Origin of the sequence: Roseburia sp. 499 (assembly GCF_001940225.2) — a bacterium.
Classification (GTDB): Bacteria; Bacillota; Clostridia; order Lachnospirales; family Lachnospiraceae; genus Petralouisia.
This window is the reverse complement of sequence record NZ_CP135164.1, coordinates 847,995-872,699: the sequence shown is the minus strand read 5'-3', so window position 1 is coordinate 872,699 and position 24,705 is coordinate 847,995. Positions and strand designations below refer to the sequence as shown.

General features: G+C 37.5%; 26 protein-coding genes, 1 tRNA gene and 1 other RNA gene. 7 read left to right on the top strand and 21 right to left on the bottom strand.

The window, feature by feature from the left end; all coding sequences use genetic code 11:
* Positions 1–64: 64 nt before the first annotated feature.
* Positions 65–226, bottom strand: a complete 162-nt coding sequence (locus tag BIV20_RS04410; protein ID WP_192848865.1) for a hypothetical protein — start codon at positions 224–226, stop codon at positions 65–67.
* Between the two features lie 326 nt (positions 227–552).
* Entirely contained in the window at positions 553–1,398 is an 846-nt protein-coding gene (locus BIV20_RS04405) for an Mrp/NBP35 family ATP-binding protein (RefSeq protein ID WP_075718468.1), read from the bottom strand.
* Between the two features lie 116 nt (positions 1,399–1,514).
* On the opposite strand from BIV20_RS04405, the gene BIV20_RS16675 reads away from it, so the two are divergent.
* Entirely contained in the window at positions 1,515–1,901 is a 387-nt protein-coding gene (locus BIV20_RS16675) for a putative ABC transporter permease (protein ID WP_075718466.1), read from the top strand.
* 67 nt (positions 1,902–1,968) lie between these two features.
* Here BIV20_RS16675 and BIV20_RS04400 read toward each other — a convergent pair whose 3' ends face one another.
* Complete coding sequence (locus tag BIV20_RS04400; RefSeq protein ID WP_075718464.1) at positions 1,969–2,385, bottom strand: PH domain-containing protein; 417 nt, start codon at positions 2,383–2,385, stop codon at positions 1,969–1,971.
* Between the two features lie 189 nt (positions 2,386–2,574).
* On the opposite strand from BIV20_RS04400, the gene pyrB reads away from it, so the two are divergent.
* Both pyrB and BIV20_RS04390 read left to right on the top strand, forming a co-directional pair.
* A complete protein-coding gene (gene pyrB / locus BIV20_RS04395) occupies positions 2,575–3,495 on the top strand; it encodes an aspartate carbamoyltransferase (protein ID WP_075718462.1) in 921 nt (306 codons plus the stop codon).
* Positions 3,489–3,929, top strand: coding sequence for an aspartate carbamoyltransferase regulatory subunit (locus BIV20_RS04390; protein WP_075718460.1), 441 nt, complete (start codon positions 3,489–3,491; stop codon positions 3,927–3,929). Before pyrB ends, BIV20_RS04390 begins: the two co-directional genes overlap by 7 nt.
* 62 nt (positions 3,930–3,991) lie before the next feature.
* On the opposite strand, the gene BIV20_RS04385 is transcribed toward BIV20_RS04390, so the two are convergent.
* The 13 genes from BIV20_RS04385 to BIV20_RS04325 all read right to left on the bottom strand — a co-directional run bounded on the left by BIV20_RS04385 (position 3,992) and on the right by BIV20_RS04325 (position 16,377).
* A complete protein-coding gene (locus BIV20_RS04385; protein ID WP_075718458.1) occupies positions 3,992–4,387 on the bottom strand; it encodes a hypothetical protein in 396 nt (131 codons plus the stop codon).
* Positions 4,388–4,526: 139 nt separating this feature from the next.
* Positions 4,527–4,871, bottom strand: an RNA gene (gene rnpB, locus BIV20_RS04380) — RNase P RNA component class A.
* A gap of 288 nt (positions 4,872–5,159) precedes the next feature.
* Complete coding sequence (locus BIV20_RS04375; protein ID WP_075718456.1) at positions 5,160–6,836, bottom strand: nucleoside kinase; 1,677 nt, start codon at positions 6,834–6,836, stop codon at positions 5,160–5,162.
* 16 nt (positions 6,837–6,852) lie between these two features.
* The gene (locus BIV20_RS04370; protein WP_075718454.1) at positions 6,853–7,635 is read right to left on the bottom strand and encodes a Nif3-like dinuclear metal center hexameric protein; all 783 of its coding nucleotides are present in this window, start codon (positions 7,633–7,635) and stop codon (positions 6,853–6,855) included.
* The gene (locus BIV20_RS04365) at positions 7,632–8,348 is read right to left on the bottom strand and encodes a tRNA (adenine(22)-N(1))-methyltransferase (protein ID WP_075718452.1); all 717 of its coding nucleotides are present in this window, start codon (positions 8,346–8,348) and stop codon (positions 7,632–7,634) included. Before BIV20_RS04365 ends, BIV20_RS04370 begins: the two co-directional genes overlap by 4 nt.
* A gap of 1 nt (position 8,349) precedes the next feature.
* Positions 8,350–9,453: an RNA polymerase sigma factor RpoD gene (gene rpoD, locus BIV20_RS04360; protein ID WP_075718450.1), complete on the bottom strand. Its 1,104-nt coding sequence runs from the start codon at positions 9,451–9,453 to the stop codon at positions 8,350–8,352.
* A 25-nt stretch (positions 9,454–9,478) separates the two neighbouring features.
* Positions 9,479–11,278 carry a DNA primase gene (gene dnaG / locus BIV20_RS04355; RefSeq protein ID WP_075718448.1) on the bottom strand — a complete coding sequence of 600 codons (1,800 nt, stop codon included), beginning with the start codon at positions 11,276–11,278 and terminating at the stop codon, positions 9,479–9,481.
* Positions 11,279–11,314: 36 nt separating this feature from the next.
* Positions 11,315–12,325, bottom strand: coding sequence for a deoxyguanosinetriphosphate triphosphohydrolase (locus BIV20_RS04350; RefSeq protein ID WP_075718446.1), 1,011 nt, complete (start codon positions 12,323–12,325; stop codon positions 11,315–11,317).
* Positions 12,326–12,487: 162 nt separating this feature from the next.
* Positions 12,488–12,571, bottom strand: a tRNA-Leu gene (locus tag BIV20_RS04345).
* A 106-nt stretch (positions 12,572–12,677) separates the two neighbouring features.
* Positions 12,678–13,112, bottom strand: coding sequence for an HlyD family efflux transporter periplasmic adaptor subunit (locus tag BIV20_RS04340; protein ID WP_278335657.1), 435 nt, complete (start codon positions 13,110–13,112; stop codon positions 12,678–12,680).
* Positions 13,113–13,161: 49 nt separating this feature from the next.
* Positions 13,162–14,181 carry a biotin/lipoyl-binding protein gene (locus BIV20_RS04335; RefSeq protein WP_075718442.1) on the bottom strand — a complete coding sequence of 340 codons (1,020 nt, stop codon included), beginning with the start codon at positions 14,179–14,181 and terminating at the stop codon, positions 13,162–13,164.
* Position 14,182: 1 nt separating this feature from the next.
* Positions 14,183–14,785: an ABC transporter ATP-binding protein gene (locus tag BIV20_RS04330; protein WP_330554435.1), complete on the bottom strand. Its 603-nt coding sequence runs from the start codon at positions 14,783–14,785 to the stop codon at positions 14,183–14,185.
* On the bottom strand, positions 14,731–16,377 hold the full coding sequence (locus tag BIV20_RS04325) for a peptidase domain-containing ABC transporter (RefSeq protein ID WP_330554434.1): 1,647 nt from the start codon (positions 16,375–16,377) through the stop codon (positions 14,731–14,733). The genes BIV20_RS04330 and BIV20_RS04325 overlap by 55 nt, the downstream gene beginning before the upstream one ends.
* Positions 16,378–16,607: 230 nt before the next feature.
* Here BIV20_RS04325 and BIV20_RS04320 point away from each other — a divergent pair, with 230 nt between their 5' ends.
* Complete coding sequence (locus tag BIV20_RS04320) at positions 16,608–18,038, top strand: transposase (RefSeq protein ID WP_075717430.1); 1,431 nt, start codon at positions 16,608–16,610, stop codon at positions 18,036–18,038.
* A gap of 547 nt (positions 18,039–18,585) precedes the next feature.
* Here BIV20_RS04320 and BIV20_RS04315 read toward each other — a convergent pair.
* Genes BIV20_RS04315 through BIV20_RS04305 form a run of 3 tightly spaced genes read right to left on the bottom strand, consistent with a single transcriptional unit; the run spans position 18,586 to position 19,488 of the window.
* Positions 18,586–18,762 (bottom strand): hypothetical protein, encoded by a 177-nt coding sequence (locus BIV20_RS04315; RefSeq protein ID WP_158024905.1) that lies wholly within the window; start codon positions 18,760–18,762, stop codon positions 18,586–18,588.
* 14 nt (positions 18,763–18,776) lie between these two features.
* Positions 18,777–19,256 (bottom strand): hypothetical protein, encoded by a 480-nt coding sequence (locus tag BIV20_RS04310; protein ID WP_075718438.1) that lies wholly within the window; start codon positions 19,254–19,256, stop codon positions 18,777–18,779.
* A gap of 43 nt (positions 19,257–19,299) precedes the next feature.
* Positions 19,300–19,488, bottom strand: coding sequence for a hypothetical protein (locus BIV20_RS04305; protein ID WP_075718436.1), 189 nt, complete (start codon positions 19,486–19,488; stop codon positions 19,300–19,302).
* A 702-nt stretch (positions 19,489–20,190) separates the two neighbouring features.
* On the opposite strand from BIV20_RS04305, the gene BIV20_RS04300 reads away from it, so the two are divergent.
* From BIV20_RS04300 to BIV20_RS04290, 3 genes are all read left to right on the top strand, one after another.
* The gene (locus BIV20_RS04300; RefSeq protein WP_075717668.1) at positions 20,191–20,538 is read left to right on the top strand and encodes a transposase; all 348 of its coding nucleotides are present in this window, start codon (positions 20,191–20,193) and stop codon (positions 20,536–20,538) included.
* Entirely contained in the window at positions 20,423–21,361 is a 939-nt protein-coding gene (locus BIV20_RS04295; protein ID WP_242939769.1) for an IS3 family transposase, read from the top strand. Before BIV20_RS04300 ends, BIV20_RS04295 begins: the two co-directional genes overlap by 116 nt.
* Positions 21,362–21,485: 124 nt before the next feature.
* A complete protein-coding gene (locus tag BIV20_RS04290; protein ID WP_075718434.1) occupies positions 21,486–22,754 on the top strand; it encodes a sensor histidine kinase in 1,269 nt (422 codons plus the stop codon).
* On the opposite strand, the gene BIV20_RS04285 is transcribed toward BIV20_RS04290, so the two are convergent.
* Both BIV20_RS04285 and BIV20_RS04280 read right to left on the bottom strand, forming a co-directional pair.
* Positions 22,751–23,530 (bottom strand): LytR/AlgR family response regulator transcription factor, encoded by a 780-nt coding sequence (locus tag BIV20_RS04285; RefSeq protein WP_242939779.1) that lies wholly within the window; start codon positions 23,528–23,530, stop codon positions 22,751–22,753. The two genes, BIV20_RS04290 and BIV20_RS04285, sit on opposite strands and share 4 nt — an antisense overlap.
* Before the next feature lie 125 nt (positions 23,531–23,655).
* Positions 23,656–24,690, bottom strand: coding sequence for a nucleoid-associated protein (locus BIV20_RS04280; protein ID WP_075718432.1), 1,035 nt, complete (start codon positions 24,688–24,690; stop codon positions 23,656–23,658).
* Positions 24,691–24,705: the final 15 nt, after the last annotated feature.

Here is a 24,705-nt window from a genome sequence, read left to right as displayed (position 1 = left end):
TTCTTCTTTTTAACCAATCTTCAAAACGAATTCCCTGCCGAAATCCGGCAGGGAATCTCAACCTCTATGCCGTTCCTGCCTTAGCAAATAATGAATTGACCATATTTACAAATGCATCATGAACCGGTCCGCCCTCTACTAATAAAAGACTTACCAATGCAATTAACGCCACAATTACAACGCCAATAATAATAATTCCACTGTATTCTTCAAAAATAACTTTCACACGCTTCCTCCTTCCCTACTTATTTTCTTTTTCCATTCGTTTCATTTTTTCTTTTGTTTTGTTTTTGGTTTCTGGCGAAGCTTCACGCCTTTGACTATAACTTTAATTTTGATTCTCTGATTCAGAATAAAAAGATGCCGGCTCAGATCCGGCGATATTAGAATATAGAACGTCGCTCTGTATTGGGTATTGTAATCTGTTCTTTTCTAAAAATCAATTATGCATTTCTTACAATTTTTTCTACAAAAAAATATGCCTTGCAGGCGCAAACACGCTTTCTGCAAGGCTTTTACTTGTCAAAAACACTATCAAAAATTATTTTTTCTTTATATGTTTTCTACTTTTTTTACTGCTTCATCCAGATAAGGATTCTCGATCTGAGCAAATTTTCCTTCATCTACCATCTGAGCATACTCCGGATTCAATGGCATCTTTCCAAGTACCGGAATTCCCATTTCTGCCGCTGCTTCATCGATATGACTTTCTCCAAATAACTTGATTTCTTTTCCGCAATCCGGACATCTCAGAAAACTATAATTTTCTACTAATCCCAATACCGGAATTTTCATCATTTCTGCCATATTAATTGCTTTTTTTACAATCAACTGCACTAGTTCCTGCGGAGAAGTTACAATGACAATACCATCTACCGGAAGAGACTGGAATACCGTAAGAGGCACATCACCGGTTCCCGGTGGCATATCTACAAATAAGTAATCGATGTCGCCCCAGTATACATCATGCCAAAACTGTTTTACTGTAGATGCAATAACCGGACCTCTCCACACAACCGGAGCTTCCTCATCTTCCATAAGAAGATTCAAAGACATAATCTTTGTTCCATCTTCCGCCTGTACCGGAAATAATCCCATATCATTTCCTTCTGCCGGTCCATGCACTCCATACATTTTCGGAATAGATGGACCTGTAATATCAGCATCTAAAATTCCTACTTCGTATCCTCGTTTTCTCATAGCTGTAGCAAGAGATGCCGTTACGAAAGATTTCCCTACACCACCTTTTCCACTAACTACTCCAATTACTTTTTTTACACTGGAAAAAGGATTTCCCTCTTCTATCAGACTCTTTGGCGCACCGCTGTGGCTTGGACATCCTTCGCAGCTCTCTCTGGAACAACTGGATGCACCACTACACTCTTTATTTTCTGCCATAATGATTCCTCCTGACTTTCTATTTTTATTATTTCTTTTCACACACACTGAAAACAAGTATACTCTATTTTTTCCCCTTTTTCAATAAATTACAATATTTTGTACATACTATCCTTATGAAAAAAAATTTTATCATTTGTGGTCTCACCGGATGGTGCCTGGAAATTCTTTTTACTGCTTTTGATTCTTTTCGTAAACGCGAACTTACGCTAATAGGAAAGACCTCCTTATGGATGTTTCCTATCTATGGAATGGCTGCTATTATTAAACTACTTTATCTAAGAATCAAAAATCTTCCTACCCTAATACGTGCCTCTATTTATTCCATCCTTATTTTTATAGGAGAATATATCAGTGGCAGTATCTTAAAAAAATATAATGTATGCCCCTGGGACTACAGTAATGCACGGGCAAATATAAAAGGAGTGATACGATTAGATTATGCCCCTTACTGGATGCTTACAGGACTTCTCTACGAAAAAATCATATGCAGAAAAAAATAAACAAATGCCGGTTTATCCCACATTTTCGTCAGATAAATCGGCATATTCTTTCTAAAAACTATAACTTTTAATCCGGAATTCCATCTCCGTCTAAATCTAAATCACCAGCACCAATATCCTGAGTATTAACTGTTCTTCTCTTCATTCGTGCTGCTTCTGATGCCTTCAGCAGATAATTTTTTATCTCCTTGGCATGCTTAATATGTACTAATGAAAGCTGTGGGTTTGTTACATCTCCCGTATAACATATAATGGTTCCAAGTCCAAATATTCGTTCTATCAATGTAGCCGTCAACTTCACATCCTGTACTTTATACATATAGCAATCATTTTCTTCCGTCTTTAACAATCCACTATCCACCGTAATCATATCTGCAGTGATACTGTATTTTGTGAAAGTCCAAGGTAATCCGAAAAACAGAATTCTTTTTCGCTCTTTGTATACAATTTCATTCTCTTCTAATACAACTTTTTCATTTGCCATAAGAACACCTCATTAATCTATATTTTTTTCATTGTACTATACTTCTCTTTTTCTGGCAAATATTTTCGCCAAAATAACTCTTGAAATTTATTTCTTTCTGTTATATGATAGTAAAAATGCCTGCGACATTTTTTATTGTTTGCAGGCACTCATACTGTTTAACAGCAATTTACAAATAGGAGGAGTCATATGCGACATTTAATGAGCCCGCTGGATTTATCCGTTGAGGAACTGGATAAATTACTTACGTTGGCAACTGATATTGAAAAAAATCCTCAGAAATACGCACATGCCTGTGAGGGGAAAAAACTTGCTACTTGTTTCTATGAACCAAGTACGAGAACACGATTAAGCTTTGAAGCAGCCATGTTGAACCTTGGTGGAAAAGTCCTTGGTTTTGCAAGTGCAGACAGCAGTTCTGCTTCCAAAGGTGAAAGTGTTTCCGATACTATTCGCGTTATTTCCTGTTATGCTGATATATGTGCCATGAGACACCCAAAAGAAGGTGCCCCATTGGTTGCTTCTCAAAAATCCAGTATTCCGGTTATCAATGCAGGTGATGGTGGTCATCAGCATCCAACTCAGACACTTACGGACCTTCTTACTATTCGTTCTTTAAAAGGACGTCTTGACAATCTTACCATTGGTCTTTGCGGCGATTTAAAATTTGGACGAACTGTCCACTCATTGATTCACGCACTCATTCGTTATCCCGGCATTCGATTTGTTTTAATTTCACCGGAAGAACTGCGCGTTCCAAGCTATATCCGCGAAGATGTTTTAAAGAAGAACAATGTTCCATTTCAAGAAGTCGAACGTTTAGAAGACGCTATCGGTGAATTAGACATTCTATATATGACACGTGTACAACGAGAACGTTTCTTCAATGAAGAAGACTATATCCGTATGAAAGATTTTTATATCCTAAATAAAGCAAAAATGGAACTGGCAAAGGATGATATGATTGTTATGCATCCACTTCCAAGAGTAAATGAAATCTCCGTGGAGGTAGACGATGACCCAAGAGCTGCTTATTTCAAACAGGCTCAATACGGTGTTTACGTTCGTATGGCTTTGATTCTCACATTATTGGAGGTGGAAGTATGTTAAATGTAGGTGCTATTACAGAAGGGTTTGTGTTAGACCATATTCAAGCCGGAATGAGTCTTTCCATTTACCATGATTTAAAATTAGACGAGCTTGACTGCTGCGTTGCTATTATAAAAAATGCCCGTAGCAATAAAATGGGAAAAAAAGACATTCTAAAAGTGGAATGTGATATTGATGCCGTAGACTTAGACGTACTTGGATTTATCGACCACAACATTACGGTCAATATCATCAAAGGCGAAAAAATTGTAGAGAAACGAGAACTGCATCTTCCAAAAGAAATCAAAAATGTCATTACCTGTCAGAATCCTCGTTGCATTACTTCTATTGAGCAGGAATTAGATCAGATTTTCCTTCTGACAGACCCAGACACAGAAACTTATCGATGCAAATATTGCGAGGAAAAATATAATACTCATAAGAAAGTACGGTAACATTCCTTTGCATATCAAAAACCCCAGATAACACATTTTGTCATCTGGGGTTTTCCATTCTATTAACTCTTCTTAATAAATTCCGTTCTACACTTTGGACAGGTAATACATATCTTTCCTTTTCCTCTCGGAACTCTTACCTTCTGATTACAGGAAGGACATTTATAAAAATGATACACCTTTCTCTGTTTCCAGTGTTCCTTTCTCTTATTCCGTTCTACGACTCTCTTATATCTCCAAGTAGCAAACTTCTGATTTTCCGCATACCGTTTGTCAATCTGTTTTGACATCATTCGATAATACTCATAAATCATCAGACCAAATCCAAGCAGATAAAATATTCCCCATCTGGTAAATAAGGATATCAGTAAAAGTACCAATGATATTCCCATATATACCTGACCAAGTTGGTCTGCTCCATATCTTCCCATCATAAAACGCTGTAACTTCTGTTTCATTTTCCTCACTCCTGACTTAAGTATGAATTTATGGTAGCGCAGAAAAATTTTAAAGTCAATGGAGTTATTTTCTTTTAAGAAACATTTTATATTTTGGTAATAAAATAACTCCTGTTTTTAGAAACGGGAGTCTTTTTCAAAAATAAGCAGGGCTGTAAGCCGGGTTATGTCGTGGATAATCATCTATCTAGTATAACTGTTGCCAGTTATCTCAAGCGACCTACCTAAAGCTGGCGGGCCACGTCAACGCTTTTATTCGGTCTTGCTTCGGATGGGGTTTACATATGCCCTGTCTGTTACCAGACAGGCGGTAGTCTCTTACACTGCCCTTCCACCCTTACCAGTTACCTGGCGGTATATTTCTGTTGCACTGTCCTTGGAGTCACCTCCACCGGCCGTTAGCCGGCATCCTGCCCTATGAAGCCCGGACTTTCCTCACCTGCGGTCTTTCGACACTTGCAGCCGCGATTATCTGCCCTACTTATTTTTCTATATGCTATTGCACACTTTCGTCATCCTAACATATTTTTTTAGGAAAATCAAGAGTGGAAATTGTGACAATACTAAAGTCACTATTCACAGCCACCTCCACACAACATGCGCAAAACCGTCCAGCAAAGCTGTACGTCACTGCTTCGCAGCTCAACGTTTTGCTTATGTAGGTGGAGGTTCCTGATTCCAGTCAAATACGGATTGAAAAACATTCTCTTACGAGCAAGCTCGACGATTCTGTTTTTAATCCATATTTTGCTGTGAATAGTAACACTTTATTTTACACGTTGAAACAACTTCCACCAATAAATTCTCTTAAAATAGAATTTCTTCCAATTTCTTCACTTGGAACCGGTAAGAAATAATCCAAAAACTTCAGCAGGCGCTTTGCCTCTACATATTCCGGACAATTTTTATCGATTTCAAACAACAATGGTTCTGCATACTGTTTTAACACTGCCAGTTCATAAATCAAGGCAGAATTAAACATAACATCCGCTTCTTCCTGGAATGGGAAAATATATTGCTCTTCCCCACGCCTTACAGAATCCCACATTGCTATGGTCTGTTTTGCCGTAATATTTCTAGTTCTGGCATCTCTTACAATTCTACGAATAATTCTTCCATCCGTAGTCGGAAGATTATTGTGTTCATCAATATTTAGCTGTGTAAGCGCACTGATATAAATCTTCAATTTGCTAGACTTTGGCAAAGAATAGGAAAGCTTATCATTCAATCCATGAATTCCTTCTATTACCAGAATATCATTCTTTCCAAGTTGCTTATAGTTGCCCTTATATTCTCGCAATCCAGTACGGAAATTATAAGCCGGAAGTTCTATCCTCTCTCCTGCCAGAAGGGCAGACATATCCCTATTAAACAGTTCAATATCTAATGCTTCCAAACACTCAAAGTTATATTTTCCATTCTCATCCTTCGGTGTATCTTCACGGTTTACATAATAGTCATCCAAAGCAATCGGATGAGGATGCACCCCCTGTGCCATTAACTGTATAGAAAGTCGATGAGAAAATGTAGTTTTTCCGGAAGAAGATGGTCCTGCTATCATAACAAACTTTTTATCCGGTTGAGCAGCTATCTCCTCTGCCAGTTTTCCAATTTTCCGCTCCATTAATGCTTCTGATACCAAAATAACATCTTGGATTCTTCCCTGAGCTACTGCATCATTTAAAGCGCCAATAGTTCCAATATCCAATTTATCGCTCCACTCGCTTGACTCTTTCAATACCTGAAACAGCTTGTGAGAAGGCTTAAACTCTGCTGTAAGTTTGGTATTTTTATCTGGGAATAACACCACAAATCCCTCGTCATATAATTGCAAATCGAAATATTTCAAATATCCGGTATCCGGTACCATATAGCCATAATAATAATCCATATAGTTACCAATACTGTAAACATTTACTCTGGAACTTCTGCGATAATGAAACAGGCGCTCCTTATCATGCATACCAAGTTCCCGAAACAATGCTACTGCTTCATCTGTAGGCATATTTCGCTTTTCAATCGGGCGTTTTTCATCCACTAAACGCATCATTTCCATTTTCAATTGCAACAGATATGCGTTATCCGGGATTATCTTGCCGTCTTTTCCATATAATTCACAATAATACCCTTGGCTAATAGAATGTTCTACCCGTACCGATACTTCTGCTTTCTCTTTTTTTGCCAGTTCGTAAACCCCGCGCTGCATCAAAAGTGTAACACTTCTACGATATGCCTTACGTCCTGCTTTATCTTTAGTTGTAATGAAAGATAACTCTCCATCCTGCTCCAACAATCGATTTAATTCATGCAAATGATTGTTAAAAAGCACCAGTACAATATCGTCTTGGTACTGTGACTGATATTCTGCTGCAAGTACAGAAAACTCAGTTCCTTTTTCATATTCTTTTTCTTTACCGTTTATTACTACTTTACACCTTATTTCTCCCATTATTTTTCCTTCTTTCTTATATATAAACAAATGGCTTTTTTTCAGGTTGTTCTATTATCGTAATCCCTTCGGTATTCTCTTCCAGATATTTTCTCATGTAGGGAATAAAAATCTTCTCAACACCATAGTGTCCTGCATCAATGACTGCCATCCCCTGCGCTGCTGCATCGATTCCTTCATGATGATCAATATCTCCCGTAATCAAAACTTCTGCACCGTTTTTCAATGCTTCGCCAATAACACTTTTTCCTGAGCCGGGACTAATTGCTACTCTTGAAATCTTTTTGTCAAGATTTCCAAACACCTTCACCTGTTCCTCGTGAAAAGCTTTTTTCACCAACTCAGCACATGCTCGCACTTTCATCGGTTCTGACAAGTTTCCAACTTTGCCAATTCCTTGTAGCCCTTCTTCATCTTCACAAGTCACATCTAATACCTGACAATCTTTCAACATCATCCGGTCTGCTGCAAGTTCAGCCATTCCCTTCACATCAAAATTCGTATGCATAGCATAATAAGCTATATCCTCACGAATCAGAGACATCACACGTTTTCCAACGAAATCCGCGGAATTTACCTTTTTCAATCCTCTAAAAATCATGGGATGATGGGTCAAAAGCATATCTGCCTTTGCCGCTACTGCTTCTTCTATGGTTTCTTCTGTGGCATCCAATGCTATATATATCTTATGCACTTCTTTCTCAGAATCTCCCACCAAAAGTCCCACATTATCCCAGTCACAGGCATAATGCTCCGGTGCCTGCTTCTGCAAAATAGTTATGATTTCCTGACACTTCATTTTTCATCTGCTCCATCTATCATTTCCAGACCACGGGTAATATATGCAAGCTCTTGCTTTAGTTCCTGTGTCCTGCTACTTACGTCCTGTTTGGCATTCTGTTGCAACTTTTCCAATATCTGTTCCTTCTGTTTTTTCTGCCACTGTAAATATTGTCGCAATACCGGATGCTTTTGTTCCAATAATTTTTCGCCATATTTAAACGCTAATATATCCGGTTCATTTTTTCTATTACTGCGATATGTTGCTCGCATCATTGGATAATATTTCCCATCTTCTAACACCATATCTTCTGCAGTGATAACATAACCGCTTTCCCAAAGAAACCTTCGAAACTCCATAATTTCCGACTGTGGTTGCAAAATCAATTCCTTTGCAGTTTTTGCAACTTCTTCTCCCTGCATCAGAATCCGCTTCATTAAATTACCGCCCATGCCTGCAATCACAATTCCTTCGGCCTCTTTCGGCTTTAGGGCATTTAGTCCGTCTGATAATCTGGTCTCAATCCTATCTTCCAGCTCATATTGCCGAATATGTTCCTTTGCTCTCTCTAAAGGTCCCTGATTCACATCCATAGCAATGGCCCTTTGTATCCGTTTCTGTCCGGCAAGAAATACCGGTATGTAGCCGTGGTCTGTCCCCACATCAGCAAGGATTCCTGTGATTGTTACCAGATTGGCAACTGCTGATAATCGTCTTGATAACTGTACCATACTAATCCAGGTAATCCTTTAACTTACGGCTTCTGCTTGGATGACGAAGCTTTCTTAACGCCTTTGCTTCAATCTGACGGATACGTTCACGGGTAACGTTAAACTCTTTTCCTACTTCTTCCAGAGTTCTTGCACGACCATCATCTAATCCAAAACGCAAACGTAACACTTTCTGTTCCCTCTCAGTCAGAGTACCAAGCACCTCTACCAATTGCTCCTTCAATAAAGTAAATGCTGCTGCATCAGATGGTACCGGCACATTATCATCCTGAATAAAGTCACCTAAATGACTATCTTCTTCCTCTCCGATAGGAGTTTCTAAAGATACAGGTTCCTGGGAAATTTTCAAAATCTCGCGAACACGTTCTACAGGCATATTCATCTCTTCTGCAATTTCCTCCGGAGACGGTTCTCTTCCCAGTTCCTGTAAGAGCTGTCTGGATACACGAATTAACTTATTGATTGTCTCTACCATATGAACCGGAATACGAATGGTTCTTGCCTGATCTGCAATTGCTCTGGTAATTGCCTGACGAATCCACCATGTTGCATATGTTGAAAACTTATATCCCTTACGATAATCAAACTTCTCTACTGCCTTAATCAGACCAAGATTTCCTTCCTGAATCAAATCAAGGAACAGCATACCACGTCCCACATAACGCTTTGCAATAGAAACTACCAAACGTAAGTTAGCTTCTGCCAAACGCTTCTTTGCCTCCTGATCGCCTAACTCCATACGTTTTGCCAGTTCTATCTCTTCCTCTGCACTTAATAATGGTACTTTACCAATTTCTTTTAAATACATACGAACGGGATCTTCAATGGAAACTCCATCCGGTACTGAAAGGTCAATATTCTCAACTTCTACCTCGTCTTCCTCATCAAGCAGAATATCTTCCTCATCGTCATCATCGGAAATTCGCAGAATGTCAATGTTATTCGACTCCAAAAAGTCAAGAATCTTCTCAAATTGTTCTGCATTCAGTTCCATTTCTTTGAAAAAATCGCTAATCTCCTGATATTCCAGTACATTCTTCTTCTTTTTGGCAAGTGCTAATAACTCCTGCAGTTTTTCGCTAAATTTCACAGTTTTTTCTTCCATTTCGTTTCATCCTTCCATTCGTTGTTTATATTTTGTCCTTATTTGGTGGAAATATGCAAATCTCAAGTTTCTGAAGTTTTTCCATATTTTTTTTATCCGCGACCAGTTTCTGCAATCCCGCCATATCTGTGGGGTCTAAATGCTTGGAGCGGTAATCCATACTGTTCTTTTTCACACGAATAATCGTTTCTTTCAATGCCTTTTCCTTATCAGACTGGGTGGTTACTTCCTTCAGTCTTGCATTAAACAGACCGGCAATCTCCTTTTGTTGTTCTTCCTCGGTAAACATACTGATAATCTTTGCCGGGTTCAGCTTTCCTTCCTCATATTGTTTAAATACCAGTTTTGCTGCCTCCCGATACAGTTCTTCCGTGAAATCCTCCGGTCCGATATAAGGCTTTATAATCTCAAACAATCCAGGTTCTTCAATCAACCAAGTCAGCATCAATTTCTGGGATTGTTTCATACCATCCTCTTTTTTATTCTTCTCATTGATACCTGATTTCAAAGTCCGAGGTTCCTTGGTGATTCCACCTCTGGTTCCACGATGCATTACTAACTTCCGGAAATTTTCAAATCCCATCTGGTATTTCTCCGCCACTGCTTGCATGTAATTTTCTCGTTCCAGCTGTTCCTCAAATTCCAGAATCTTATCTGCAATGGCATTGTAAAATGCTGTTTTACTTTCCGGATCCTTCAGATTATAATTCTGTTCCATAACCTGAATCTCGAACATAAAACTGTTCTGTGCATTATCAATACGCTTCTGATATTCCTCAGGTCCCAATGCCTTGATAAATTCATCCGGGTCCTTGTATGGCTTCATATTAACTATCTTCGCCGTAAGCCCTGCTTCCTTTAAAATCGGAATTGCCCTTAAGGCTGCCTTAATTCCGGCACCGTCACTGTCAAAGGTACAATACACTTCCTTCGTATAACGTTTCAGCAAATTAGCATGTCCCGGTGTAAATGCGGTTCCAAGTGATGCCACTGCATTATCAAAGCCTGCCTGATGCAATGCAATTACATCCATATAGCCCTCGCACAACAACATATACGGCCTTCTGGTGGTTCTCGCTATATTAAGTCCGTAAAGATTACGGCTCTTATCGAATATCATGGTTTCCGGCGAATTGAGATACTTGGGCTCTCCTTCCCCCATAACACGTCCGCCAAATCCAATGACACGATTGTTGGCATCCATAATCGGAAACATGACACGATTCCAGAACTTATCATGACCACCTCTACGTTCATCAATAGTCACAAGACCGGAATCCTTTAAAATATCATCTTCATATCCCTGTTTGTGTAAATACTGATACAGGTCATCGCTGAACTTATTGGAATAACCTAGTCCAAACTTTGTCATAGTCTCCGAGGTCAACTCACGTTTTTTGAAATATTCCATTCCAATGTTTCCCTGCTCCATACGAAGTTGGGCATAAAAGTATTTTGCTGCAATCTTGTTAATTTCCAGAATTCTGGCACGCTTGTCCGCTTCCTGTCTTGCCTTTTGCGACATTTCCTGCTTCGGCAGTTCAATTCCGGCACGGTCTGCTAATGCCTCCATTGCTTCCGGAAAAGTATAGTTTTCATATTGCATTAAAAAAGTAAGCACATTCCCGCCAGCTCCGCATCCAAAGCAATAATACATCTGCTTTCCCGGCGATACGGAAAAGGATGGGGTTTTTTCATTATGAAAGGGACATAAGCCAAAATAGGTACTGCCCTTCTTCTGAAGCCGGACATACCCTGAAATCACATCTACTATATCATTGGCAGAACGCACTTCTTCTACCAGTTCCTCGGAATAATATGGCATCTTCTGTCTCCTTTCTATCTATTTCTCTTCCTAAATTTATTTATCTACCTGCCATGCCTTCGGTACAAAAATCTCTTCAAACTTTGCAATGGCGTATTGGTCTGTCATACCTGCAATGTAATCACATACCACCCGTTCTTTTTTCTCTCCCGCACTTAGCATATTACGATACTGCTCCGGCATCTTTTCTACATGCTCCATGTAGTAATAAAAAAGACGTTCTACAAGTTCCATGGCTCTGTGTTCTTCCCTCTTTGCCACAGGATTCGTATAGACACTTTTAAACATAAAGCTACGTAGCCCTTTCATGGCTTTTTCCACTTCTTCAGACATACAAATGTCATTTTTCCCCTGACTATTGGTAATAATATTATGTATAAAAGTATTCAAACGATTCCGAGTCGTCTCTCCCAAAATTTCCCGGTACTCCCTCGGAATCCCATCTTCTGTCAACACCTGTGCCCGAATGGCATCATCAATATCGTGATTGATATATGCTATTTTATCCGACAACCTTACAATTTTCCCTTCTAAAGTTGCCGGCATCAAACTGGTCTGATGATTTAAAATGCCGTCTCTCACCTCCCAAGTGAGGTTTAAACCTGCTCCATCTTTTTCCAACTTTTCTACCACACGAACACTCTGCTCGTTGTGTTTAAATCCATCTTCGCAAATATCGTTCAATACACGCTCTCCGGCGTGTCCAAAAGGTGTGTGTCCCAAATCGTGTCCAAGCGCAATTGCCTCTACCAAATCCTCGTTCAAACGTAATGCCTTCGCAATGGTTCTGGCATTCTGAGATACCTCAAGGGTATGAGTCAGTCTGGTTCGATAGTGATCACCTCTGGGGGCCAGAAATACCTGTGTCTTATGCATCAAACGCCGAAACGACTTGCAATGTACAATACGATCCCGGTCCCTTTGAAACACCGGACGGATATCACACTGTATCTCCTCTCGGTCTCTCCCCTTAGAATTCTCACTCAAGGTTGCAAATTGACTCAGATTGGTACGTTCCAGTAATTCCATATTTTCTCTTATGGTCACTACACATCACCTCTATATTCATCTATATCAAGTAGAATACAAACACAGTCTCCTATTTGATATATTCTGCGTTTCTTCGCTATTTCCTTTATTTTTTTTCAAAAATTTCCAATAAAGCAAAAAGGTCGCTGCATACGCAACAACCTACTATTTTTAAGTTAATGCAGGAGATGGGACTTGAACCCACACGATATTGCTACCACAGGCACCTGAAGCCTGCGCGTCTGCCAATTCCGCCACTCCTGCTTGAACTCGCGAAATATATTGTATCTGTTTTGCGGATAAAAGTCAATACCTAATTCGATTTTTTTTAATATTTTTCCTTATGGTAATTTACTTATTTTTCCCAAAATCATCCCAGTAAATCTATCTTTTCCAGCAGATATTCCATAACACTCTTTTTCTCAGTCACCAACTTTGCCTGCACTGCCATTCCCTGTATGAACTCCACTTGCTTTTCATCTATATTTTTTCCTTTACACGATATCGTTGCCTCTACCTCATAATACCCCGTTCCTGTATCCTGATTCACCTTAATATCCTTTGATATCCCGGTTACTGTTCCTTCTATCACACCATAATCCGAACTGGGATATGCCGGAATTTCATATTTTACTTTCTGACCTTCTTTTATAGCACCTATATCCTGATTCTCTACATAAATAACAACTTTATAAAGTCCATCATTTTCCGGAACAATATTTCCTATACTCTCACCTGCATTAACATAATCACCCACAGTTCTATCTGTACTCATATTCAGATAACCATCACATTGTGCCCGTATCTTACATGCATCAATGCGGCTTTGTAAAGAAGCAAGTGTGGTCTCGTACTCATCTTTTTTTACTCTGATATGTATTTATCTCTGCATATACTGCATTTTTCTCATTTACAATAATCTGCTCTGTACTTAACTGTTCGGAACCATTATTCAGGCTTTCTATATTGCCTTTTACTTCATTCAGATTACTATTCAGGCTTTCCAGATTGGTCTGATTAGATGCAATTGACTGTTCTATGGATGCTACCATCTCTGATTCTGCTTGATTCAATGCCTGTGCTTTCTGATTCTGCAATTCCTCTATTTTGCTTCCATAATCTAGAGGCTGACCATTTTCATCTACCGCATTCTGAAGTTCTTCAATCTGTATGTCATACTGACTGGCTGTAAAATTGTAACTACTAATGTACTCCTCTACTGTTGCATAATAATATACTTCATCACTAGAAAAACTATTGCTTCTGTTTCTTACATCTGTCAACATTTGTGATAATTTTTCTTTATCCCTCTCTACTGTTCCAATGGAACTTTTGATACTATCCATACTGTTCTGATATTGCGACTGTCTGGCAGAAGCATCACTATGTACCGTATCACAGTTAATGTTAATGCCTTCCTTTCTGGTTTTGAACTCTGCATAATAAGTATTATTCTGACAGGACTGCAATACTTCTTCATTTCCATCCAGAGCCTGCTGATATGCATTCAGAATCTCAAGTCTTGCATTTACATTACTCAACTCCGCTTCACATTCCTCCTTTTGCTGTTCCAATTCTTCAGCATCTACTGTAAACAAAGTTTCTCCCTCACTGACATATGCCCCATCCGTTACTTCCCACGAAGTTATCTTGCCGGCCGTAACGTTGGTAATTGTTGCCGTTGTATCACTACTGCGAATCATACCGTTTGCATGGGTTACAACATCAATCTGAAACAAACACATCCACACTCCTGCTACAACCAGAACTGCTACTAAACTATAAATCAATATTGCAAATATCGGACTTGGTCTTGAGCCATAAACCTCCGTGCTGTCTGACATTTCTTCCATATCTATGATAATCGGTTTCATCCTATACACCACCTTCCAACGACTGATGCTTCACAAGTTCAGCATACTTTCCACCGAAATTTTTCAATTCCTCATGGGTTCCTGCTTCAATAATTTTCCCTTTATCCATTACAAAAATCCTGTCACAATTTTTTATTGTACTTAATCTATGTGCAATAAAAATTGTTGTCATTTCTTTGGAAAATTCTCCAATTGTACTATCCAATGCACGCTCTGTTACTGCATCCAGATTACTAGTAGCTTCATCTAAAATCAGTATGTCCGGTTTTTTCAACATTGCCCGGGCAATAGCAAGACGCTGCCTCTGCCCACCGGAAAGATTCGCTCCGTTCTCTTCCAGCCTGGTCTCATATCGCAATGGCAGTTCATTGATGAATTCATGCGCCTGAGCCTTTTTCGATGCTTCCACTACTTCCTCCATGATCGGACTATCCATTCCAAGGGTAAGGTTTTCATAAATACTGCCGCTGAATAAAAATGTTTCCTGCGGTATATATGCAATTCTCTCCCTCAATGTTTCAATTTGAATATCTTCTATATTATTTCCATTTAAAAGTATCTCTCCCTCTTCTGCCTGATAGAGATGGAGCAAAAGTTTTGCCAATGTGGTTTTCCCGAACCACTTTCCCCTACAAATGCAACCTTTTCTCCCTGTTTTATTTTTAAGTTCACATTTTCCAATACAAGCTTTCTGGTTCCATACCGGAAATTAATATCTTTTAATTCTATATCTCCTGCAATACTCTGTGGATGAAGCTTATGATATTCCTCTTCTCCTTTTTCTGCCTCCAAGTCCAAGATTTCTCCCAAACGGTCTGCTGCGACAACCGCAGTCTGCATCTGTGGCTGTAAATTTATCAAATTCTTTACCGGGTCTAAGAAATATGCCAATAAAGACTGAAATGTTATCAATTGTCCCATCGTCAGGGTTCCATGTATTACATCCAAACCTCCAACCCAAAGAATCACAACTCCACCAACCAGTTCTACAAATACCTTCAATTCATTTTGCATATTGCTGATAAAACTAAGATTAAATACACTCTTTAACAATTTTACAAAAGGGCTTTCTGTTTCCCGATTCGCTTTGCGTTCTGCATTAAATGCTTTTACTGTCTGCATTCCATTTAAAGACTCTACCAAATAAGAAGTAAGCTGCGCATTATCCTCCATCTCATTCCGGTTCCACTTATCATAGCTTTTTTGGAATCCCACAACGATTATTGCATATAGAATTATCATAATCACTGCGATTCCAAACATTTTCGTATTCTGCATATATAGAATAATTGCTCCTGCTACTGCCATAATGGTATCTATCATAATCGTTAATGTTGCTCCGGATATCGCATCCCTTACCTTAGATGCATCATTAAAACGGGATACAATTTCCCCAACTTTTCTACTTCCGAAAAAATTCATAGGAAGTTCCAAAACATGACGATAGTATCCCAGTAACAATGCAATGTCCAGTTTTTGGCTCAAATATAGCAATAAATGAGAACGTATTGCATCCAATATTACCTTAAAAATGTTCAAAAAAATAACGCCTACCGACAGCGTAGTCAACGTCTGAATCAATCCATCCGGTAAAATATCATCCATCAGTGCCTTATAATAGAAAGAGCCTGCTATACCCAAAACGGTATAAACCAAAGATGCCAGAAATATATGTATCAATAATTTTTTCTGTGGAAGCAAAAGATGAAAAAAACGCTGAAATAAACCTTGGATTTCCTTTCCTTTTACAAAGCTTTCCGACTTCACTAACAGAATTAATACGCCTGTCCACTGATATTTTGGTAGCTTTTTTCCTTCTGTTACCTCACCGAAAAATTCTTCCGGTGTAAGTTTTACGATTCCTTCTGCCGGATCTGCAATGACAACCTGCTTTTTAGTAATCTTATGGATTACTACATAGTGCATTAGATTTCCATCTACAATAACGTGTGCAATACAAGGTAATGGAAATTCAGAGAAAAATGCTTCTTTATTTCCCTTTACTCCTTTTGCAGAAAAGCCAAGTTGTTCCGCTGCCTTGATGACACCATAGGCATTCGTGCCCTGCTTGTCCGTTCCGGCAATCTCCCTAATCTTCGATATAGAAATTTTGTAACCGTTCTGCTTTGCAATGGTGGCAAGACACGCTGCGCCGCAGTCAGTAATGTCATGTTGTTTAATACAGTAATATTTCATCTTTAGACTCCTCTTTATCCTGTTACAAGTACTTACTTCAGTCCGTCTAATTATTTGTTTTTAAATACTTATTTTTTCTCCTTCTTACATATAAATTTAGGCGTTTGATAAACGCCGTAACCCATTGATTTTACTGGGTTTTATTGCTAATTTTATATAAATTTTCTCTCCTCAAGTGATAAAATATAAGTAACAACACAAACACTTTTTCACAAGAGAGGAGAAAATTTATGGCTATTAAGTATCATCAAATTTCTTTAAGTGAAACTTTTTCAGACTGTCAAAACCAGTTCATGGATGACTCTCCATCATTCTTTAATATTCTCGCAGAATACTTTGATCTTGATGACTTCATCCCTCCAGAATTCACATCCGCTTTTTATCTTACCATCGGCAGGAATCGTCTTTATTCTCTTCATGGTTTTCTTACCGCCTATATCCTCCAGAAAATATTTTCTATTCCTACCGATTCCCTGCTTCTTTTATTCTTAAATCTCTGCAAGGAATTACGTGATTTCTGCGGTTTTTCTAAAGTTCCTGACGCTTCCTTAATGTCCAGGTTCAAAAACGAATTCGAGCCTTACATTGAACTCATGTTTCAACGAATGGTTGATTACACAGAGCCCATCTGCCAACTAATTGACTCATCTCTCGCACAGATGCTTACCTTTGATACCTCCGGAATTGAACTTTATGTTACTGAAAACAATCCAAAAACTTTAAATGCTTTAATCAAAAAACTCAAAGCTTTTTACAAAGATAAACCTGATGTCGACCCTTACAAGATGGCTTATGGCCTCATGCCTTCACAGGCTGTTTCCTGTCCTGACGCAAAGCATATGTACATCAATGGTCATTTTTGCTATGCAGACAAATTTGCTATTCTTACCAATGGTTTAGGTATCGTAAGACATATCGCTTTTATCAATGATGACGATTTCAAATCTGCGCATCCAGAACTTCCTGTTGAAAAGAAAACTGCTTCTCCCGATGAAGATAAATCCTTAGGTGACGCTGCAGCACTTGTTCCAGTTCTTAGTGATTTCTTTTCCCTTCATCCAGACTTTCATCCAAATACTTTTCTTGGAGATGCTGCTTTCGACTCTGCTGAATTGTATGGAAAGTTATTCAATGATTTCCATTTTTCCAAAGCTCTAATCCCCTATAATCCAAGAAATGAAAGCCCTCTTAAAAAGGTTGGTTATAATGCTTATGGCTATCCTACTTGCCCTAATGACTCCTCTCTTTCCATGAAATACTGTGGAGTAACAAAGGAAAAAGGTCGTTCAAATCGTATCAAATGGATCTGCCCTAAGATGTCTTATAGCCATGGTTGGCATTGCAACTGTGAAACCCCTTGCAGCACAGCTGCTAAAGGGCGAACAACATATACTTATGAGAACATGGATTTACGTATGTTTCCTGGCATCCAACGTGATTCTGACGAGTGGAATGACACTTATAAAATAAGAGCCATTGTCGAGCGTGTAATCAATCATTTTAAAATCAACATGTGTATTGCTGGAAGGAAAACAAGAAATCACTCCACCACCAAAGCTGATGTCTTTCTTGCCGGTATTGCAAGCCAGTTGACGGTAATCGTTGCATATGCGATGAATTGTCCACAATACATTCGAAGTCTAAAACCTTTAGTTGCCTGAAAAAATATTCAATTGTCATAATACTTATTTGAGCTTATTAAAGTACGCCCCAAATTTGATGCTCTATGTCAATTCAGAAACAATTCTGAATACTGACCGATTTTTTCTCCTTATATAGAGGAGAGTTATCCACAAGAACTGATAAAATCATTTATCAATTACCTAACATATAAATTCTAAATAAAATTGCCCACGTTCTCCCCCTATAAACGAAATAACATGCATTTTTTCATAAGGCAATCTACTTTCCAATAACAATAAAACCTAACTTAATACTATTCCTATTGATGATATAATCACCAATACAAGTGACACTTTTTTCAAAAACCTCACAATCATTCTCTTCTCTACTCTTTTTAAATTTTCGAAAAAGTTAAAGGCAAAAAATAATAATTTGCCCTTAACTTCATTTCTATCTTTTACCAAAAACTATTATGGCAATAACATTGTAACACCTTCTACAACTTCACAAGTCCCCCCCGCCACTCTATATCATTTACATCTCAAGTTTCATATACCCCAGTATCATTATTTAATTTTTAATTCTTTATTTATTATTTCTATTCCACCGCTCCATTTCTCCCGCTGTAGTAAGTCTATCAGCAGCTTTGCAAAAATAGTATAGTACTTTCCCTGTTAATCTTCCTAAATCTTCGACTAAACCGCCTCCTTCAATCTCCAAACTTTCATTCATTGTTAATTCATCAAAATCCATTTTATTCATACTTTTTCTCCTTTTTACTTTGTAACTTGTGATAATATCACTAAACTTCCATTATATGCTGCATGAATAACATACATTTTCATAAATGGACTTATTCTTTTTGATTCATGTACCAAATATCCATACATTGCTAAAAACATCATAAAAAAAACGCATACCTTACTTAAAATACTTACTGTATGTAACTGAGTAAATATAAAATCCACCATTAGAATCACAATTATTTTCTTCTTAATTATTTTCTTTAATATGGATATTACACATACAAGTACCAATGTTTCAACATATGGTCCAATAAAAATTACTAAAATAATATTTTGTGTTGCTATATTTTGAGATGACACACTAAATCTTTCTTCAATTGTCGCCATAATACATGCTACTATTACGCTTGCAAATACAGAAAACAAGATATATTTATATCCCGCCATGTTACTAACTTTAATATAACACTTTTCTTTAAAAAAATTCATTTTTCTCTCCTGTTTCTGCATTGTTCCACCTTACCGTATCCATGCTTTTTCCTTTACTTCTAAATCACTTATCATTCTTCATGGCTTCTTTAAATCCCTCAATCACACCACACCCAAAATCATATATTAATCCAGCAATTCCCACTTTTGTCATGAAACCGGATCCTCCTGAATTTCCACTCTTCCCTCCATCAATAAGCTCCATTTCACAAACTGATATCTCACAAAATCCATTTTGCATTGCTAATTCCATTTTCTTTTTCTCCTTTTCGTTTTTTTGTTTACACTCATCTAAAAAAGTTGTATACTCTACCTAGGTACTTTTTATAAGTGCTAGTTTGGATTCCGGTTCGGTATGCGCATATTGACCGGAATCCGTTTCTATATAAAGCAGTATTTTCTGCTCTATACCAATTTCATCATAGGTTTGTTTTTCTCCCTGCAAATCTACCCTAACATTTTATTTTTTCATTTTCAACAAACCTGTGCTATTTGGTAACTTAGCGGTGCTATTTGACACGCCTTTCAAATTTTTCTTATGCACATCCCCCTAATACTACTTTAACTATACTTCTCCTCAACACTTATTACTATTTGAGCAATATTTTTTGAATCAATACTTCTAATATATTAATAATACTCTCATACTTCTCACCACCATTAAGTTTTTGCAACTCCTCTGTTTTTAATTTTATCCACATATTGCTAATCACCTCCTCCAAAAATCACTCTAGCATTTTCTTCTTTTACTTTCAACAAACCTGTGCTATTTGGTAACTTAATGATGACATTTGACATATTTTGATATTCTTTTTATTTTATCTTCTTTTTTTCAATTTTATTAGTTATAATAATTTTATTATATTATAATGGTATCATAATTTAAGACACTTCCTGAGACAAATCTTAATGAATTTGATATACTTTTATTATCAATCAGAAAGAAGGAAAAATTATGTCTCGTACAAGAAGAAATTTTACAGCTCAGTTCAAAGCAAAACTCGTATTGGAAGTGCTTAAAGGTGAAAAAGATATAAATACAATAGCTACTGAAAACAATATTCAGCCAAACTTACTCCGTAACTGGAAGAAAGAATTCCTAGACAATGCCTCTGTTGTCTTTGATGACAAAAGAGAAGAAAATATCAAGGAAAAGCTTGCATCGGAACGCAAGGAAAAAGCTGAATATGCGAAAAAGGTTGGTCAACTCACCATGCAGGTGGATTGGCTCAAAAAAAAATCTGAAGAATTGCTTGGACCTGACTACGAGAGTAAATTTAGTAAAAAACCATTCGAAGAATAAGGAAAGCAATCTTCCGGTTTCTGTTGTTGCGAAGCTTGCTAGCATTAACAGAACAAGTATTTATTACAAAGGAACACCTATTTCTGATGAAGAACTTGAATGTAAACGAATCATAGATCGGCTTCACACGGATAATCCGACATGGGGTGCCAGACAGATGTCTTCCCAGCTTAAGCAACGTGGATATAAAGTCGGTAGACGCAAAGCACGCAGATACATGGATGAAATGGGTATTAACCCAGTATATCCGAAGCCAAATCTTTCAAAACGTTTGAAACAGGCACAGGTTGTTCCATATTTACTTAGAAATGCCGTCATAGATCGTCCTAATCAGGCATGGTCAATCGACATTACATATATTCCAATGAAGCATGGTTTCTTGTATTTAACAGCCATTATAGACTGGCATAGCCGTTGTATCGTAGGCTGGGAACTGGATGATACTTTGGATACACGTGCCTGCATAGAGGCCTGTGAAAAAGCATTCAAAGTTGCAAAACCAGAAATTCTCAACTCAGATCAAGGCTGCCAATTTACCAGTCAGAAATACAAGGATTTTCTCAAGGCAAACAAAATCAAGCAAAGCATGGATGGAAAAAGCCGTTGGGCTGACAACATCATGATTGAACGCTGGTTCCGTACATTCAAGTACGAAGAAGCATATCTTACCGAATGGAAAAATATCAAAGAGGCACGCCAGGCTATCGCTGCTTATATTCATAAGTACAACTTTGATCGTTGCCATTCTGCAATCGGTAATGTTCCTCCAGCATCCGTATACTATCCAGCTATGCTATATGAAGCCGCTAAGGAGGCTGCTTAATTGTAGAATGTCACTGGGGAGAATCTATCTTCCTCTAACCATGGATATCAGTTCATTATAAAAGTCTTAGATTTTTGTCTTGACAACTGAACCATTATATATATGCATATTGGAGGTTTACATCATGAATGAATTTTATCGAATATATTTAGATATTTTATCCAATTTTTTTAATATTCTTTTTTTATTACGTTTTTCAGTGAATGAATCACACAAGAAAATTCCTCTGAAGAATAAACTTATTTACTTTACCATTTATTTTTTATACTCCATACCACAAGATATTCCATATGCTACATTCTTTTGCTATTTATTTGATACTTTATTTTTATTAAGTTTTTTGTATCCAGACCTAAAAAAAACAATTGTTATATTCGTTCAGTATAAAATTTTTTCCTATATCCTTTTAACACTTATTCTATTTATGCACACCTGTATTTTAAATGATACAGATGTTTTATCTATATCCCCACTATATCAAACATACAAAACAATTATTGTATGTTTTCTCGCTTATATCTTTTATGTTCTCTACACAAATATGAAAAAGATTCGGAGTTTCCACAATCACTACCAGATATATTTCAATTTGGTTATTCTTGGTATCAGCCTGGTGCTAAGCCATGTCACTCTGTACCTTTGTATGGAAAATCCTGACTCCTATGTACTTTCCTCCATCTTTTCAACTATTGCTATCCTCATCATTTTGTGCATTTCGCTTTATGATAAGTTTCTTTCTTTACTTACGGAAAATGCCAACTACAAAATACAATCTGAAATGGAACGGATGGAACAGGAATATGCTGCGCACATTGAAGAAAATCTGAAAGACCTACATTCCATCCGTCACGACATTAAAAATCACCTGATTATTATTGACGGCTATGCTGCTCAGCAAAATTTTAATAAAATACATGAATATATTGGCAGAATTGCCGAGAATTTTTCTGCTCCTGCGCTCATTGAAACTTCCTCTCCTACGATATCTGCTATTTTAAATGAAAAGCAGCAGTTAGCCAAGCGACACAAAATAAACTGTGAGATTAAGACGGATTTTTCACATATAAATATAGACGATTTTACACTTACCACTATCCTTGCCAATCTGTTTGACAATGCCATCACTGCCGCTTCAAAGTGCCCGGATGGCTGGATAAAAGCTGATATGAAACAGGCTGAATCTTATCTTGAAATTATGATTGATAACAACCACATGGAAAATATTCAGGAAAAAGACGGTTTCTTTACTAGTACAAAGACGGATAAAAATTTTTTTCATGGAATTGGCATAAAAAATGTCCGCAAGGTTGTTGACGCCTTAAACGGACAAATTGATATTTCTTATTCGGAAACTACTTTCCACGTTAATATTTTAATTCCAAACTATGACTAAGATGTACTCCGATTTCTCTCATCACGAATCCGGTATATCTTATCCATATGACGTTTTTTTATCGGTTCATAATATTTGCGGCTAATTGGAATTTCCATCCCTGCCCCAAAACAGACTGCATCTCGTTTTACCTCTTTGATATAATGAAAGTTCGCAATATATCCCTGATGCGTATATAAAAATGTTTCTACATCCAACTGCTTATACACTTTTGCCAATGTATCATAGCAGACCTGCTCCCCATCTGTCATATGAAAGACACACTGATTCCGTCTTTTTTCAATATATACCACTTTCTCCAAATCTATCAACACATTTGCTCTTCCAGATACAACCTCTAAGTACCGTTTCTGTGCTTTTTCTTCATCCATACGATAATATATCTGGATTTTTGCCTTTTCCATGATTTTCTTAACATCTGTATATTTCATAGGTTTAATAACGTAACCGACAGCATCCACTCCATACGCATCTAAGGCATATCGTTCATGACTGGTAACAAAACAAATGAGTACATTTTCATCTACCTTTCGGATTGCTTTTGCTGCTTCAATCCCTGACATTTCCGGCATATCAACATCAAAGAAAATAATGTCATACATCTTTTCCATTTTCTCAATTGCCTCTGTCAATGTGTGCGCTTCCGAATAAATATCTATCTGTAAATCTGCCTCTGCTTCATTTCCATAAACACTGACCAGCTTTTCCAGTTCATTGCGATAAAATTCTTCGTCATCACAGATTGCTATTCGAATCGTTCTCATTTTACTTTTCATTATGATTCGTCTCCTCATTGCATTTTTTCTGTCTTTTACTTACATTTATGCTATCATTTATTCGCTATTTCTGCAATGAACCTGTGCTATTTTGTAACTTAACGGTGCTATTTGACATAATAATTCTATTTCGATGTAATATGTCCCACGTTCTTTATCAGAATAGAAATACTTCCATCCGGATTGGTAATAAACTCAATATGTTCTCCATCTTGATACTGTTCCATTGGAATCTTGATTTCCACTCCTGTATCAGTAGAAAGATACTGCTTGGCAAACTTTCTTGTGGTGCTTTCCGCCTGCGGTTCAATCTGAGTATCCGCTACAATATGATACTTCTCCAGCTTCTCGTTTACTTCCTGTTTGAATTCTTCCTTTTCTTTAAATACCTTATCCAAAACAAATGGTACATCTACGATACCTGTCTCTTCTAGCTGATTATGTATAATCTGCTTTGTCTCCATTTGAACCTCAAACTGCTCAGAATCGTTATAATATTTCTTCTGCACATTTTCGATTGCCCTAGTGACAATAGCAAGCTGTGTTTTTGGCGATAACGCTCCACTACAATTTAGAAACAGCTTGGAAAAATAATTGGTTTTCACTCCATTCACATCATATTTCTTTTCTATCAGTGAAATAGAAAAGTCATAGAGATTTACAATAGCCGCCTCTGATAACTTCTGGCTTTCTGTAGGAAGAATCGCCCGAAACTTAATAATTTCATTGGTATTTCCAAATGCATCTGACTGAGTATGATGCGTGTAGGATGTCTTATAATCCATTTTCAACATTGCAATATGCTTTGCCGTATCTGTTTCAAACAGTGCTACTACAAAATCAGCCGGTGGAATATCTATATTTTTATTCATGATTTCGTATAAATGTGTAGAAATCTGCTGACTTGCCTCTACAAAAGCTTCATCTGTCACTTCCGCTTCTGTTAGTGGCAGAAGTTGCTGATATACCGCAGATTCTTCCTTACGAAACTCACAGCTTTTCTTATCATCGGTTGCCATTACTTTATAAATATGCTCTCGCAAGAAGTCTCCGAAGTCTGAACCGAAATCCAGCAAAGTATCGGAAAGCACCGGCATTCCCACTGTAGAATCTAATATATGAACGATTACTTTTCGAAATCGAATATCTCCTTTTTCCATTGTTTTTTTCTCCTT